The following is a 13,723-nucleotide window of genomic DNA, read 5'->3' as shown; positions in this document are numbered from 1 at the left end:
CCTTTCCGCGCGAACGCGAAGGACGCCCGTTCAGTCAATCCCAACCCGAGCGCCTGAATTCCATTTTATCATGAAATTCATGCATTCTCCGCCGGAAGGCATTTCCATCAAGTATTGCGCGGGAGCAGCTCATGGAGGGCCTCGGCGACGAGCCCCTTCGCGCCCCGCGCCGCCGCCGCCAGCGTGTCGCGGATGCGGCCGAGGGTGGCGGGCTCCACGCCCTCCAGCGCGCTGAGCGCGGCGCCGACCTTGTCCGGGTTCTCGGCGGACGCCAGTTGGGCTGCCAGGAGCGAGGCAGCCTCCTGGGGAGGCGCCCCGACGCGCAGCAGGGCCACGGCGGCGCAGGCAGCCACCGCGGGGCTCTCATCCTGGAGGCGCTTGCGCAGCGCGGCCACGGTGGACAGCGAGGACAGGCGCCCCAGGCCCAGCAGGGACACCGCCTCCAGGCGGACGGGCGGCTGGGGGTCCTCGGCCGTCTTCAGCAAGACGGGCTCCAGGGAGGCCAGCTCCGGAGCGGGCTTGCCCTCTCGGCGGCCCTCTTCCACCAGGCTCCGGAGCGAGGTCAGCGCCAGGTACTGCCGCGTCCCCTCCGCCCGGCTCACCTGGTCGAACAACGCGGGCAGGGCCACCTCCGGCGCGGCGGAGGCGAGCGAGCCCAGCGACTCCAGCGCGGCCCCCGCCACGGACTCCGAGTCGTCCAACACCGTGAGCAGGCGAGGAAGCAACGACACCGCCGCCTTGCCCACGCGGCCCACACAGCCCGCGGCGACTCGACGGACCGAGGCCTTCGCGTGGCCCAGGGCTCCCTCCAGCGCGCTCAGCGGCAACGGGGCTGCCCGGTAGAGGTTCGCGATGAGCAGCGCCGCTTCATCCAGCTCGGGCGCATCAACGTCGATTCGAGCCACCGCGGTCAGCACCGCCTCCAGCGCGGGCTCGGCCAGTTGCACCTGCGGCGGCCACCAGGACGTCTGGAGCAGGCGGAGGATGGGACCGTGGGCGGCCGAGCCAGCCCGGGCCAGCTCCTTCACCAGCAGTTGTGCCGCTCGCTCCCGGACCGCCTCATCGTCCGCGCAGAGCGCCTCGCCCAGCACTTCGAGTGCCGCCGCCACGTCCTTCGGGTTCGAGGTGGAAAGGCGGGATACCCACTCATCCAGGGGACGGACACGGTTCACCAAGGCTCCTCGAAGAGAATCACCCGGGTGGTACCACGGGCGAGTGCGCCGAGGGTGCCAACCGTTCCCTGGCGGCGGCGGGACTGTCCGTCAATCCCCTGCACGCGAGCGATAGGCTCGAGGCGAGACGCCGAACGCTCGCGTGAAGCTCGCCGTGAAGTGGGACAGGTCACCGAAGCCGGCCTCCAGGGCGACGTCAGTGACTCGAGCGCGCGTCATCCGCAGAGCCGTCGCCGCCGCTCGAAGCCGCGTGGCGATGACGAACTGTCGCGGCGTCTGCCCTGTCATCGCCCGGAACACGCGCAGGAAGTGGAAGCTCGCGAGCCCCGCGACGTGGGCCAGGGTCTCCAGGGAACAGTCCTCCGCGCTGTGGGTCTCGATGTAGCGCAGGCTCCGCGCAATCCGGCGCGCCTGCGGCTCCGAGACCGCCAGCGACGCCTCCCCCGGCTCACACCCCAGCGTCAGCGCCGTCCCCATCACCGTCAGCGCCGCCTCACGCAGGGCCTCTGGTTCTCCACTCGCCAGGGCGTGATGCGTGAGCAGGACGGCCTCCGCCGAGGCGACCGAAGCGGGGATGCAGACCCGCTCGAAGGGATGCTCGACATGCGCGTGGCGCCCCAGCGAACGCAACGCATCCTCCAACAGCGACTCCGAACAGTCGAACACGATGGAGCGGTCTCCCCCATCATCGACATGTCGGTACTCGTACGGGGCGGAGCGGTTTCCCAGCAGCAATGCTCCGGGACCCACCACGGCGGCCCCCTCGCGAGCACGGACGTGGAAGACGCCTGACAACACCACGCTGATCCGGACGCGAGGATGCTGACCGCCGAAGGCAGGGCTCCCCGCGCCCTCCTGACAGACACAGTCCCTGACGTCGAAGGCCTCACCCTGCCCGAGCAGGTGATAGCCACCAGGGCGCCCGGGCAGCGTGGACGGAGCCGACGCAAGATTCCCAAAGTTTCGCCTCATGCCCGGATGCTACCGCTGACCTCCCAACGACGGAATGCACGTCCAGGAGGGACTGACGATGACCGGAAGGCAGTGGATGCGAGGGGTTCTCGGAGTGCTGAGCCTCACGACGCTGGCATGTGGCGCCCATTCGGGAAGCATGGCGACGCCTCGCGCCGCCTGTACGCCCAAGCTCTACGGCGCGGGCCTCTTCACCACGGGCGCCTGGGACTTCTTCATGGCCTTCTCGCCAGACCAGCGCCGCGTCCTCTTCGGGAGGGCCGACGACAGCTTCGAGCGGTACACGATGTACGAGACGCGGCTCGGGGAGGACGGGGTCTGGTCACGACCCGTGCTCCCTCGCTTCGCGGACCAGTGGAGCAACGCGGATCCCCACCTGTCGCCCGATGGGCGCACCGTGTACTTCATCTCCAATCGACCCCAGCCCGGCGAGCCCGGTCCGCGCGCGTCGTATGACATCTGGGCCGCGTCCCTGGGCACGAACGGCGAATGGGAAGACGCACGAAGACTGCCCGCGCCCGTCAATGACGCGAGCCTCGACGAGTGGTCACCCGCGGTCGCCGCCAACGGCAATCTCTACTTCGGAGGCGAGCGCGTGGGCACCCTCGGAGGGAGCGATCTCTGGGTCTCCCGTTGGGTTGACGGCGCATACCAACCGCCAGAGAACCTGGGCGCGGCCATCAACTCCACGGTCCACGAGCTGGAGCCCTGGATTGCTCCGGACGAGAGCTATCTGCTCTTCAGCGCCCTGCGCCGCGCGGACGGGCTGGGAGGGTACGATTTGTTCCTCAGCCACCGGGTGAACGGCAACTGGGAGCCCGCGCGGCGCCTCTGTGAAGGGCTGAACACGCGCGCGAGTGAGTACAACCACAGCGTGTCTCCCGACGGGAAGTGGCTCTACTTCAGCAGCACCCGCCCCTTCATGGGGGACGTCGGCGAGCGCTTCGACACGCCTCGGGACGAGGGCTCGCTCAAAGGCATCGGGGGCGGCACCGGGGACATGTACCGCATCCCCATGAGCGAGCTGGGGCTGTAGGTCAGTCCTTCGAGCATGGGCCTGGGCGAAGCACTGACGAATGAGGCGGCCTCCTCGGAAGGAAGCCGCCTCGCAGCCATGCGCCGTATTCCTACGGCAACGCGCTCGCAGGCAGCTCGACCACGTACGAATCGATGTCCGTGTCGCTGCCGTTGCCCCAGTTGGAGTTGAAGAGCACCCGCGTGAAGTCACGGTTGACGCTGGCGACCGGCTCCGTCCAGTAGCCGTTCGAGGCGGTGCGGTGGTGCGCGAGCGTGTAGACCGTCGGATTGGCCTTGAGCTGCACGGCCATCACCTTGCGGTGCAGCCACTGCTGGGCGCCACCGTAGTCGGCATAGGTGCTGACCACCACCCAGCCGGGTTTGGCGAACGCCTTGCCGGAGATGTGCAACGCCGTCGCGGTGCCGCTCACGTACGTCGGGAACAACGCCGTGCGAACACCCGTGCGAATGTTCAGCATGAACACGTCGCCCGCGTTCGACTGGTAGTCGACGGCCACGAAGATGTCATCGCCATTGGCATCCAGCGCGATGTCCGAGTGCTCGGACTTCGAGAGAAGTTGGGTCTTCGCGCTGAAGTCGCGCGAGAACGCCGCCGTGCCCCGCGCACCGTCGCCAGACACCACGCAGTAGTTCCCGCTGGGGGACATGCTCACGTGGTCGGGACGCTCGCCCAGCGTGTCATACGTGCCCAGGATGGTGTTCGTGTCGCGGTCCCAGGTGAACACGCCGACACTGCTCCACTCGCTCGTGTCGACCATGAAGCACCAGTAGCGACCATCCGCGGAGGGAGAGCCCTCCGACTTCGTCCAGGCCGCGTTCGCCGTCGGCCAGCGGGCCTTCAACCGCGCGGCGAAGTCCCCCACGACGCGGGTGGCCCCGGTCGTGACGTTCAGCTCGTGGAGCTTCATGCCGACGCCGTTGGTGGGCAGGTAGTACAGCAGGTCCGGGCTCGTCGGGTGCCACTGCGGCTCCGCGTCCCCAGCCGGACCCGACAGCTGCTTCAGCCGCGCACGGGTGTTGGCGTCGTACACATGCCAGGCCCCGTCCAGGGCGTACACCAGCTGCTTCGTGTTGTTCGCGTTGAAGGCCTGACGGCGCGAGTAGTCGTTTCGGGCAAAGCCGGAGACGCCATCCGCGGCGTGGTCGGTGGTCCGTACGAGACACGTCTTGTACGTGGGCTCCGTCACCGCGACGCCCTTGGCGGGCTCCGCCAAGGTGGGAATCGGGTGGGCCTGACGAACGCTGGAGAGCGCGAACCCCGAGGGATAGAACGTGGCACACGCGGGGCTGAGCGCCGGCTCCGGCACCGGCTGAATCTTGCGCTGGCACGTCTTGAACCTGCCGGGCGCCGGGTCCGGATTGAAGAAACAATACACACTGCCCGCGGCCAGCTCCTTCGTCACCCAGGTCTCGCCGAGTCCAAACCTGACGGTCGACGGCTGGGTCAACGTGAACGACTGATACTGGTTCGCGACCGTCTCCCATCCCTCCGGGGCGAGCGTCGAGTCGACCGCCCCGGGGAGTGAGCCAGGAGGCACACCGCCCTCGTCCGCTCCGCCGCCGCAACCCATCAACGCCAGACACACCAATGCCATCACGTCATGCTTCAATGCAGGACTCATGTTGAACGCTCCTCGTTGAGTGGAGACCACGGCACCGCGCCACGCGCGGACACGCGTGGGCCAAGGGTTCGGACTGAAGAAGCGGGCCCCCTACCCGCTCGAGCGCGGGGGCCCCAAGTGCGCCGCGTCGTTACTGCAGCGCGTTCGCCGGCAGCTCGACCACGTACGTGTCGACGTCCGTATCGCTGCCGTTGCCCCAGTTGGAGTTGAAGACCACCCGCGTGAAGTCGCGGTTGACGCTGGCGACGGGCGTCGTCCAGTAGCCGTTCGGCGAGGAGCGGTGGTGCGCGAGCGTGTAGACCGTCGGATTGGCCTTGAGCTGCACGGCCAGCAGCTTGCGGTGCAGCCACTGCAGTGAGCCACCACCGTCGCTATAGGTGCTCACCACCACCCAGCCCGGCCTGGCGAACGCCTTGCCCGAGACGTGCAACGCCGTCGCGGTGCCGCTCAGGTAGGTCGCGAACAGCGCCGTGCGCACGCCCGTGCGCAGGTTCACCATGAACACGTCCCCCTCGTTGGAGCCATAGTCGATGGCCACGTAGACATCCTCGCCATTGACATCCAGCGCGAGGTCCGAATGCTGGGAGATGCCGAGCAACGGGGTCCTCGTGCTGAAGTCACGCGAGAACGCCGCCGTTCCCCCCGCCCCGTCGCCGGACACCACACAGTAGTTCCCGCTGGGGGACATGCTCACGTGGTCGGGCCGGTCGCCGTGGGTGTCGTACATGCCCAGGATGGTGTTGGTGTCGCGGTCCCAGGTGAACACGCCCGCGCTCACCCAGTCCGTCGCATCGACCATGAAGCACCAGTAGCGACCATCCGCCGAGGGGGAACCTTCCGCCTTCGTCCAGGCCGCCATCGCGGCCGGCCACCGGGCCTTCAGCCTCGCGGCGAAGTCACCCACGACGCGGGTCGCCCCGGTCGCGATGTTCAGCTCGTGGAGCTTCATCCCGATGCCGTTGGTGGGCAGGTAGTACAGCAGGTCCGGGTTTGTCGGGTGCCATTGCGGCTCCGCGTCCCCGGCCGGCCCCGACAGTTGCTTCAGGCGCGCGCGGGTGTTCGCGTCATACACATGCCAGTACCCGTCGAGGGCATACACGAGTTGCTTCGTACTGTTCGAGTTGAAGGCCTGACGGCGGGAGTAGTCGTTCCGGGCAAAGCCGGAGACGCCGTCAGCGGTATGGTCCGTGGCGCGTACGAGACACGTCTTGTAGGTCGGCTCCGAAACCGCGACACCCTTCGCGGGCTTCGCCAAGGCGGGAACCGCCGGGGCCTGACGAACGCTGGAGAGCGCGAAACCCGAGGGGTAGAACGTGGCACACGCGGGGCTGAGCGCCGGCTCCGGCACCGGGTTCTGCTGCGTCTTGCGCTGGCACGTCTTGAACTTGCCAGGCGCGGGGTCCGGATTGAAGAAACAATACACACTGCCCGCGGCCAGCTCCTTCGTCACCCAGGTCTCGCCGAGTCCGAACCGGACAGTCGAGGGCTGGGTCAGTGTGAACGACTGATACTGATTCGCGACCGTCTCCCATCCCTCCGGGGCGAGTGTCGAGTCGACCACTTCAGGGGGTGAGCCTGGAGGTGCGCCGCCCTCAGGCACCGCGTCTCCGCAGCCCATCAAGGCGAGACACACCAACGCCACCGCGTTGCACTTCGAATCAGGATTCACGTTGAGTTCTCCTCGTTGTTTCAACTTCGAAACTTCGACGAGACTATTCGTGAATAATCTGATCTTCAAGTCTTAGCTGTCTTTCTTGGATTATGAGATATGCGTTGTTTCACTCTGCGGAATGACTGTAATTGCCGCCGTGAGACGGGATGCCCGGCGCGACCCTCCGGTTGTGCAACCTGAATCGCAAAGCAAGCGTCAGACCAACCAGGGGGCGCAGCCCACCCCTGTGAAAACAGGTCGCTCATGCCCGGTGCGACAGGATCATGGGGTGGACTGCTCCCCCCAGACTGCCGGGTGGTCCCCTCATTCTCTGCCCCGGCGGCGACACCGGCACGCACGGAACCGCGAATTGCGTCTGACGCGATGTTTACAGCATGCGCATACCAACTGTTTCTGAGATGCATCTCGACAGGGATGACGCTCCAGCAGGCCGGTCCGCCACCAGAACCGTCCGGAGAGTGGGAGTGCCACCACGGGCCCGACTGGCCGGCTGGCGTTCTCCGCACCACCCTGGTCGGCACCCGCCTTCCAGGCGAGGCATGCGAAGCCGCCGGGTCCTGCAAGCGCGCTCGCGAATGAATATCGATTCCAGAGCCCATGTGGATCCAGATCGGAAAGAGCAACTCACCCGATTGCGAAGCCGCCGCCCATGAAGCCATCCAGGAGGCGCTTCGCGAAGGGGATGACGCGCGCTTCGCCCTCGTCCTGTGCACGGACCAGTACGACGCGGCGTCCCTGGCGTCCGCGGTTCAGCGGGAGCTGGGGGATATTCCCTGGGCCGGGTGCAGCGCGGCGGGCGTCTTCGCGGGAGCCGAGCTGTTGCTCCAAGGGCTGGTGGTCGCGCTCTTCCGCGGGAAGGACTTCCAGGTGGGCGTGGGAATGGGCGGGCCCGTCAGCGAGGCCCCCAGGCTGGCCGGACGCTCCGCGGTGGCGCAAGCCGTCGGAAAGCTGCCCCCCAAGCCCCCTGAACATCGGCGCGCGTTGATCATCCTCCCAGACGCGCTCAGCGGAAACCCCACCGAGGTCGTACGAGGGGCTCAGCAGGAAGCAGGCGCGGGCATCGGCTGGGTGGGTGGCGGCGCTGGCAACAACCTCCAGCTCGTCAAGGCGGCCCAGTTCACCGAGGGCCAGGCCTACCGGGACCAGGTGGTGGTGATTGCCCTCGACACCCTGGCCCCCATCGGCGTCGGGATTCAGCATGGGTGGCATCCGTACGGCCCACCCACCCAGGTCACGAAGGCCCGAGGAGCGACCGCTGTCGAGCTCGAGTACGAGTGCGCGTTCGAGGTCTACCGGCGCACCGCCGCGAGTCGAGGAGACGTGCTCGACGAAAAGGGCTTCGCGCGCTTCGCGATGACGCACCCGCTGGGGATTCCCCAGGCCAATGGGGAGTTCGTGATTCGAGACCCGCTCGCCGTCGAGCCCGACGGCGCTGTCCGCTGCGTCGCAGAGGTTCCGGACGGCTCGCTGGTCCGGGTGATGGAGGGCGAGCGCGCGGACCTGCTCGACGCCGCGGCCCGCGCCGCCACCCTGGCGCGGGAAGCCACCTCAGGCACGCTGGGCGGCGCGGTGGTGTTCGATTGCATCTCCCGGTACCACATCCTGGGCGAGGAGTTCCGCGACGAACTGGCGCGCTTCCAGGATGCACTCGGGGAGGACACCCCGGTCGTGGGCTGCCTCACGCTCGGCGAGGTGGGGGCCCTGGGGGGAGGCGTTCCACAGTTCCACAACAAGACGGCGGTGGTGCTCGCCCTTCCGGGGTGATGGACCCATGCGGGACATGGTGGACCACGAGGCGAACACGGACCAGAAGCTCACCGAGGAACGCCTCGCGCTCCTGAGTGTGCTCCAGGAGCTCACCGTCGCGGCGCTCGACCTGTTCGATCCGAACAAGTCCGCGGACACGTTCCTGGACCGTCTCGCGGAGCGCTTGAGCTGCACCGTGGCCCTCTGGCTCCAGGAGGATGCGCGGGGGCGGGTCCATCTGCTGGGCGCGAGCGGCCTCTCCGCCGCCTCCCGCCGCCTGCCGATTCCGGGGCCCCTGGAGCAGCCCCTGGCGCCATGCCCCGCCTCGGTGGACCTGCCCTACCCGGAGCTGACCTCGCCGGGACTCGCGTGCTGGTCCGTGCCCGTCATCCCCGGAACGACAGACGCGGGACGCGGAACCAGCGTGCTCCTGCTGTACTTCGACCAGGAGCCTCGGCTGCCGCGTCAGTACCGGGGCATGGTGGAGCGCCTCGGCGGCGTCCTCCGCACCGCGCTCGTCCACCGGCGACTCTTCGCGCGCACCCTGGACAGCGAGCGCGACCTCCACCAGCAGAAGACGCTGTGGGAGTCCCTGAGCGAAGCCTCCGTCGAGGGCATCCTGATCTCCTCCCCTGGCGGCGGGACGCTCACGCACAACCGCCGCTTCGCGCAGATGTGGGGACTGGAAGAAGACATCCAATCCGCCTCCCGCGAGGCCTTGCTCCGCGCGATGGCGGAGCGCGTGGAAGAGCCCGCACGGTTCACCGCGCGCTCCCGCGCCTTCTCCGAACACGAGAACGCGTCGGGACAGGACGAACTGCGGCTCAAGGATGGCCGGGTGTTCGAGCAGTACAACGCCCCGGTGGTGAGCGAGGACGGTGTCTATTATGGGAGGGCCGTCTACTTCCGGGACATCACCGCTCGACAGCGCACGGAGCGGGAGCTCCAACGTGAGCGCGACTTCAGCTCCACGGTCCTGGATACGGCCCGCGCGCTGGTGATTGTGCTGGATCCAGAAGGGCGCATCGTCCGCTTCAACCGGGCGTGCCAGGAGGTGACGGGCTTCTCCTTCGAGGAGCTCCGCGGTGCGTATTTCTGGAAGCGGCTCCAGCCTCCCGAGGAAGCCGCGCGCGTCGAGACGGACTTCGCCGTGCTGGCCTCGGGCATGGGGAACGAACAATACGAGAGCTTCTGGCTGACGCGGGACGGAGAGCGGCGCCTCATCTCCTGGGCCAGCAACGTGCTGCGTGGCGAGACGGGAGAGATTGAGTATGTCATTGGCACCGGCATCGACATCACCGAGCAGCGCCGGGCCGAGCAGGAGCGCGACCAGACGTTCCAACGCGAGCAGCAGGCACGCGCCAGGGCCGAGGAGCAGGAAGGGAGATCCGCGTTCCTGGCGACGGCCTCCGGAATGCTCGCCGGCTCGCTGGCCCCCGAGGACTCCTTGCGGAGCGTGGCGGAGCTGACCGTCCAGCGGTTCGCGGACTGGTGCGCGTTCGATCTCCTGGAGCCGGATCACACGGTCCGGCGAATCACGCAGGCCCAATCCGAAGCGCTTCTCGCCAGGTCTCCGGCGAAGGTCTATCCGCCACCACCCGACCTCAAGGCAGCGCAGGGCCCTGGCAAGGTGCTGCGCACCGGTGAGCCGGCGTTCTTCCCGATGGGAGACACCTCGGCGCCCTCGGGAGACGTCCCGTTCCAGTCCTGGATTTCAGTGCCGCTGCTCGCCCGGGGCCGGACGCTCGGCGCGCTCACGCTCGCCCGCGAGTGCGAGGGCTGCCAGTACGGCCCGGCGTCGCTGGTCCTCGCCCAGGAGCTTGCCCGCCGCGCGGCGATGGCCGTGGACAATGCCCGGCTCTATCAGCAGGCCCAGACGGCGATCGGCCTGCGCGATGAGTTCCTCTCCATTGCGTCCCACGAGCTGAAGACCCCGGTGACGTCCCTTCAACTGTCCGTGCAGGGCCTGCTGCGCCTCGCCCGGCTGGGGACGCTCCGGGCCGCGCCGATGGAAACCGTGGCCCACTCGCTCGAAACCATCGAGCGACAGGCGAAGCGGATGGCCAAGCTCGTCACCACGCTGCTTGATGTCTCACGCATCCATGCGGGGCGGCTCGACCTCGAACTCGAGGAGGTGGACCTCGCGGCGCTGGTCCGCGACATCGCGGCGCGCTTCGCCCCCGAGCTGGCCACCTCGGGAGCCCGGCTTCGAGTGCATGCCGACACGCCGATGCCTGGCGTGTGGGACCGCTCACGGCTCGATCAAATCGTCACCAACCTGCTCGCCAACGCCATCAAGTACGGCGAAGGAAGGCCCATCGACATCGCGGTCGAAGGCAACGCCGCGACAGCACTGCTGGAAGTGAGGGACCAGGGAATTGGAATCCCACCGGAGCGACAGACACGAATCTTCCGGGCTTTCGAGCGTGCGGTGTCGTCGCGACATTACGGAGGTCTGGGGTTGGGCCTCCACATCGTGAGCCAACTCGTCGAAAGGCTGGGCGGGTCGGTTCGGGTCGAGAGCGAGGCCGGACATGGGTCCACCTTCACGGTGGAGCTTCCGCGTCAAGGGCCCCCTGTCCCCCCGTTCACCGCGAGCCGTGGGGCGCCAGGTCATGTCTGACGGATGCAAGCGGCGTAAGTAGGAGAAGATGAGCGCCATCTGCACCATGGCAAGGTTGTTGACGGCGAGCTTGCCGTAGCGCGTGCCAGTGGTTTGCTTGTCCTTGAGGTGCCCGAAAGCGCGCTCGATGACATTGCGCTGGCGGTCGAGGCCCGGGTCGAATCGAGCACGGCACCGCGCCGCCGCTTGATGGCGAAACCTCGGGACGCCCTGCGGAACCGGGGCAACTTCAATCAAGCACGCGCGCATCTGCCCCGAAAAAGAATGTTGGAGGTCGGACGGAGTCGAGGTGGACGCGGCTGCACAATTGCAAGCGGTTGCGTCATCGTCTGCCAAAGCGCGGCCTCGGATCGGCGCGGGGGAGCCCATGAGTCTGAAGGCAGTGACGTGGATGGCGGTCCTGATGACCGCATGCGCATCCATGCCGGAGCAGGTCGGCGACGCAGCGTTGCTCGACAATGGCGTGGAGGACTCCTCGGATTCCTGCGCCAGGTCGGCAGCGTCCGGGGAGGAAGGCGGGTGCTATGCGCCCGCCTGTGGCGAGGAGGCGTGTGGACTGTTCCGATGCGAGGACCTCGCGTCGCCTCCGCTCGCGCTGCGGTTTCCACCCGCGCAGACTGGCGGCGCTACAGCCCGCATTCAGCGGTACTGGGGTGGCGCAGTGCCGTTACCAGGGCGGCAGCCCGTCTTCGTCATCCCATGGTACCAGCGCGAGGAGCTGCCGAGCGTCAAGGCGGCGCGGAAGGCCATCGCCGAGTGGACGAGGAGGCCGAAGGAACGTCACCACATCTTCCCCCGCGCCTTCGCTGGGTACTTCGAGTTCGTCGGCATCAACATCCACCAGTACACTCTGCTGGTCGCGGTCGATGAACACCATCGAGTCCACGCGGGCGAGAATGGTGGCCCGTGGAATCGGGACTGGAGGAAGTGGATTGATGCAAACAGGTTTACGGCCACGCGCGACGACCACTTCAAGCAGGGGGCGCGGATGATTTCAAAGTATGGGCTCATCGGAATGCCAATGACGTACTGGCAGACCCTGCGGCTGTACTCCGCCGGAGAATGAGTGATGCGGTACTACACACTGCAGGAACGCGAAACGGTGCGGTGGAGTGGGGGGTACGACATGGGCAGGCGCTGGCAGCTGCCCGGCGTTTCGTGCCCCACATGCGGCAACACGTGGGGAGGAGGAGGCTACGACTACCCAGCAGTGGATTTGTCGAAGCTCGGTGGGGGAGCAAAGGCCCTTGAGCGCCCACGGTGCGTCCCGTGGGCCGAATTCACGGCGCTGCGCGCGAGCGTGTTGCCGCTGGTGCCGCGCGGCGCGGTGGTGACGCCGGGGTCGGGCTTTGGCCCGTTGACGGGGCGGGCACAGGGACGGTTCGGTCCCGTGAGCGTCCACATGCCGTGGACACTGCTGGTGCGACCGGACGTCGTGCGGTGTCTCGACGGACTGACCGGAGCTGTTTCGGTGCCAGCGACTTTCCGGCGTGCTCGGAGCGACGGCGAACTGTTCGAGTTGCAGGTGATGCCGGGCGGCAAGCTGGTTGGCGAGGACCGCCACAAGCCGTGCACGACCTGTGGACGTGCCAGCTGGGTCCTTCCGCCGCCCGAGAGGCGGCGCCTGGCTGTTCCACCATCGACCGATTTCGCCCGAGCAACAGCGAGTGTAGTGGTTGTAAGCGAACGTGTTGTTGAGCAGCTTGAGCGGCAGTTGGAAGAGTCCGACGTCGTCGCGCTCGATGTGAGTGGCTCACCAGGGTACGCGAGGCGGTCCAACGTCGTCCCGCCCGCATGATGTCGGGGACTGAAACGGTGCCGCTGGTCTGGAAGGTGCCCGACCACTAACGACCACGTCCACCTCGGCATCCGTCGCGTGGGTTGAGTCCCACCTGCGCGCGACTCACGCGGACATGCCCAGGGACGGGAGCGACGTCGCGTCGCCCCTGCGCACGGCTCCGGGTGACACGCCCATGAAGCGCTTGAACGCGCGACTGAAGGCCGCTTCGGACTGATACCCCATGCGCTCCGCGAGCTCGGCCAGCCCGGGGCGCTCCTCCTTCAGCGCCGTATGCGCGACGTACATCCGCCACCGCGCGAGGTAGTGCATGGGCGGCTCGCCCACCATCCGCGTGAAGCGCGCCGAGAACGCCGAACGGGACATCGCGACCCGCGAGGCCAGCGAGGCCACCGTCCACGGACTCGTCGGCTCGCGGTGGATGAGCGCGAGCGCGCGCCCCAGTTCAGGGTCCTGCAGCGCCCCCAACCAGCCCGTGCGCGCGCCGGAACCCTGGGCCATCCACTCTCGGAGCGCCTGGACCACCAGCACGTCCGCGAGCCGGGTGATGACCGTCTCGCCTCCGGGCCTCAACTCCTTCGCCTCGTCGGCGATGAAGCGCAACGTGCTCTGGAGCCAGTCCATGCGGGGTGAGCCCGAAGGCTCCACGCGGATCACGCTCGGCAGCAGCGTGACGAGGTGCCGGGCGGCGGGATGGTCCAACCGCACGACCCCACAGATGAGCGTCGTGGGTGCCCCTCCTCCACCGTGCCGCAGGACGGAGTAGCGCTCGCTCACGAGTTCCTCGGGGAGCTCCTCCAGCTTCCGCGTCGGCCCCCCTCGCTCGCTCGACACACGATGCCCCTCCCCATGGGGCAAGAGCACGAACGTGCCCGGCTGGAGCAGTTGGTCTTCCACACCATCGACCTCGAGCCAGCACTGTCCCGACGTCACGACATGGAACATCAGGCTGCCCTTCATCACCGGCAGCGCGAGCCCCCACGGCGCCGTCAGCTCCGAGCGGCAATAGAACGTGCCGCTCATCCGCAGGAAGTGCAGGGCCTCGCCGAGCGAGTCCACCGAGGGCATCAGGTTCTTCAT

General features: G+C 67.8%; 10 protein-coding genes. 5 read left to right on the top strand and 5 right to left on the bottom strand.

Features of this window, described 5'->3' with window-relative positions:
* Positions 1-107 precede the first annotated feature (107 nt).
* Complete coding sequence (locus HUA74_RS46950) at positions 108-1,172, bottom strand: HEAT repeat domain-containing protein (RefSeq protein WP_174458313.1); 1,065 nt, start codon at positions 1,170-1,172, stop codon at positions 108-110.
* A 90-nt stretch (positions 1,173-1,262) separates the two neighbouring features.
* The gene (locus HUA74_RS36735) at positions 1,263-2,144 is read right to left on the bottom strand and encodes an AraC family transcriptional regulator (protein ID WP_174458312.1); all 882 of its coding nucleotides are present in this window, start codon (positions 2,142-2,144) and stop codon (positions 1,263-1,265) included.
* A 139-nt stretch (positions 2,145-2,283) separates the two neighbouring features.
* Here HUA74_RS36735 and HUA74_RS36730 point away from each other — a divergent pair, with 139 nt between their 5' ends.
* Positions 2,284-3,180 carry a Xaa-Pro aminopeptidase gene (locus tag HUA74_RS36730; protein WP_254625420.1) on the top strand — a complete coding sequence of 299 codons (897 nt, stop codon included), beginning with the start codon at positions 2,284-2,286 and terminating at the stop codon, positions 3,178-3,180.
* 91 nt (positions 3,181-3,271) lie between these two features.
* Here HUA74_RS36730 and HUA74_RS36725 read toward each other — a convergent pair whose 3' ends face one another.
* Both HUA74_RS36725 and HUA74_RS36720 read right to left on the bottom strand, forming a co-directional pair.
* Entirely contained in the window at positions 3,272-4,804 is a 1,533-nt protein-coding gene (locus tag HUA74_RS36725; RefSeq protein WP_174458310.1) for a hypothetical protein, read from the bottom strand.
* 130 nt (positions 4,805-4,934) lie between these two features.
* Positions 4,935-6,473 carry a hypothetical protein gene (locus HUA74_RS36720; RefSeq protein WP_371817365.1) on the bottom strand — a complete coding sequence of 513 codons (1,539 nt, stop codon included), beginning with the start codon at positions 6,471-6,473 and terminating at the stop codon, positions 4,935-4,937.
* Between the two features lie 600 nt (positions 6,474-7,073).
* On the opposite strand from HUA74_RS36720, the gene HUA74_RS36715 reads away from it, so the two are divergent.
* The 4 genes from HUA74_RS36715 to HUA74_RS36695 all read left to right on the top strand — a co-directional run bounded on the left by HUA74_RS36715 (position 7,074) and on the right by HUA74_RS36695 (position 12,643).
* Entirely contained in the window at positions 7,074-8,240 is a 1,167-nt protein-coding gene (locus tag HUA74_RS36715; RefSeq protein ID WP_174458309.1) for an FIST signal transduction protein, read from the top strand.
* Positions 8,241-8,247: 7 nt separating this feature from the next.
* Positions 8,248-10,845 carry an ATP-binding protein gene (locus HUA74_RS36710; RefSeq protein WP_254625419.1) on the top strand — a complete coding sequence of 866 codons (2,598 nt, stop codon included), beginning with the start codon at positions 8,248-8,250 and terminating at the stop codon, positions 10,843-10,845.
* Between the two features lie 367 nt (positions 10,846-11,212).
* Positions 11,213-11,911 (top strand): TIGR02269 family lipoprotein, encoded by a 699-nt coding sequence (locus tag HUA74_RS36700; protein WP_174458308.1) that lies wholly within the window; start codon positions 11,213-11,215, stop codon positions 11,909-11,911.
* Positions 11,912-11,914: 3 nt separating this feature from the next.
* The gene (locus HUA74_RS36695; RefSeq protein ID WP_174458307.1) at positions 11,915-12,643 is read left to right on the top strand and encodes a double-CXXCG motif protein; all 729 of its coding nucleotides are present in this window, start codon (positions 11,915-11,917) and stop codon (positions 12,641-12,643) included.
* A gap of 105 nt (positions 12,644-12,748) precedes the next feature.
* Here the strand turns inward: HUA74_RS36695 and HUA74_RS36690 are convergent, their stop codons facing one another.
* Positions 12,749-13,723 (bottom strand): AraC family transcriptional regulator, encoded by a 975-nt coding sequence (locus HUA74_RS36690; RefSeq protein WP_174458306.1) that lies wholly within the window; start codon positions 13,721-13,723, stop codon positions 12,749-12,751.

The organism is Myxococcus sp. CA051A (genome assembly GCF_013336705.1).
Taxonomy (GTDB): Bacteria; Myxococcota; Myxococcia; order Myxococcales; family Myxococcaceae; genus Myxococcus; species Myxococcus llanfairpwllgwyngyllgogerychwyrndrobwllllantysiliogogogochensis.
The sequence above is the reverse complement of the archived record's forward strand: the minus strand, read 5'-3'. Positions and strand labels throughout refer to the sequence as shown.

Excerpts from the sequence above, each read along its gene's own strand:
- HUA74_RS36735 (WP_174458312.1), bottom strand. The coding sequence starts at position 2,144 with ATGAGGCGAAACTTTGGGAATCTTGCGTCGGCTCCGTCCACGCTGCCC.
- HUA74_RS36730 (WP_254625420.1), top strand. The coding sequence starts at position 2,284 with ATGGCGACGCCTCGCGCCGCCTGTACGCCCAAGCTCTACGGCGCGGGC.
- HUA74_RS36725 (WP_174458310.1), bottom strand. The coding sequence starts at position 4,804 with ATGAGTCCTGCATTGAAGCATGACGTGATGGCATTGGTGTGTCTGGCG.
- HUA74_RS36715 (WP_174458309.1), top strand. The coding sequence starts at position 7,074 with ATGTGGATCCAGATCGGAAAGAGCAACTCACCCGATTGCGAAGCCGCC.
- HUA74_RS36710 (WP_254625419.1), top strand. The coding sequence starts at position 8,248 with ATGCGGGACATGGTGGACCACGAGGCGAACACGGACCAGAAGCTCACC.
- HUA74_RS36700 (WP_174458308.1), top strand. The coding sequence starts at position 11,213 with ATGAGTCTGAAGGCAGTGACGTGGATGGCGGTCCTGATGACCGCATGC.
- HUA74_RS36695 (WP_174458307.1), top strand. The coding sequence starts at position 11,915 with ATGCGGTACTACACACTGCAGGAACGCGAAACGGTGCGGTGGAGTGGG.
- HUA74_RS36690 (WP_174458306.1), bottom strand. The coding sequence starts at position 13,723 with ATGAAGAACCTGATGCCCTCGGTGGACTCGCTCGGCGAGGCCCTGCAC.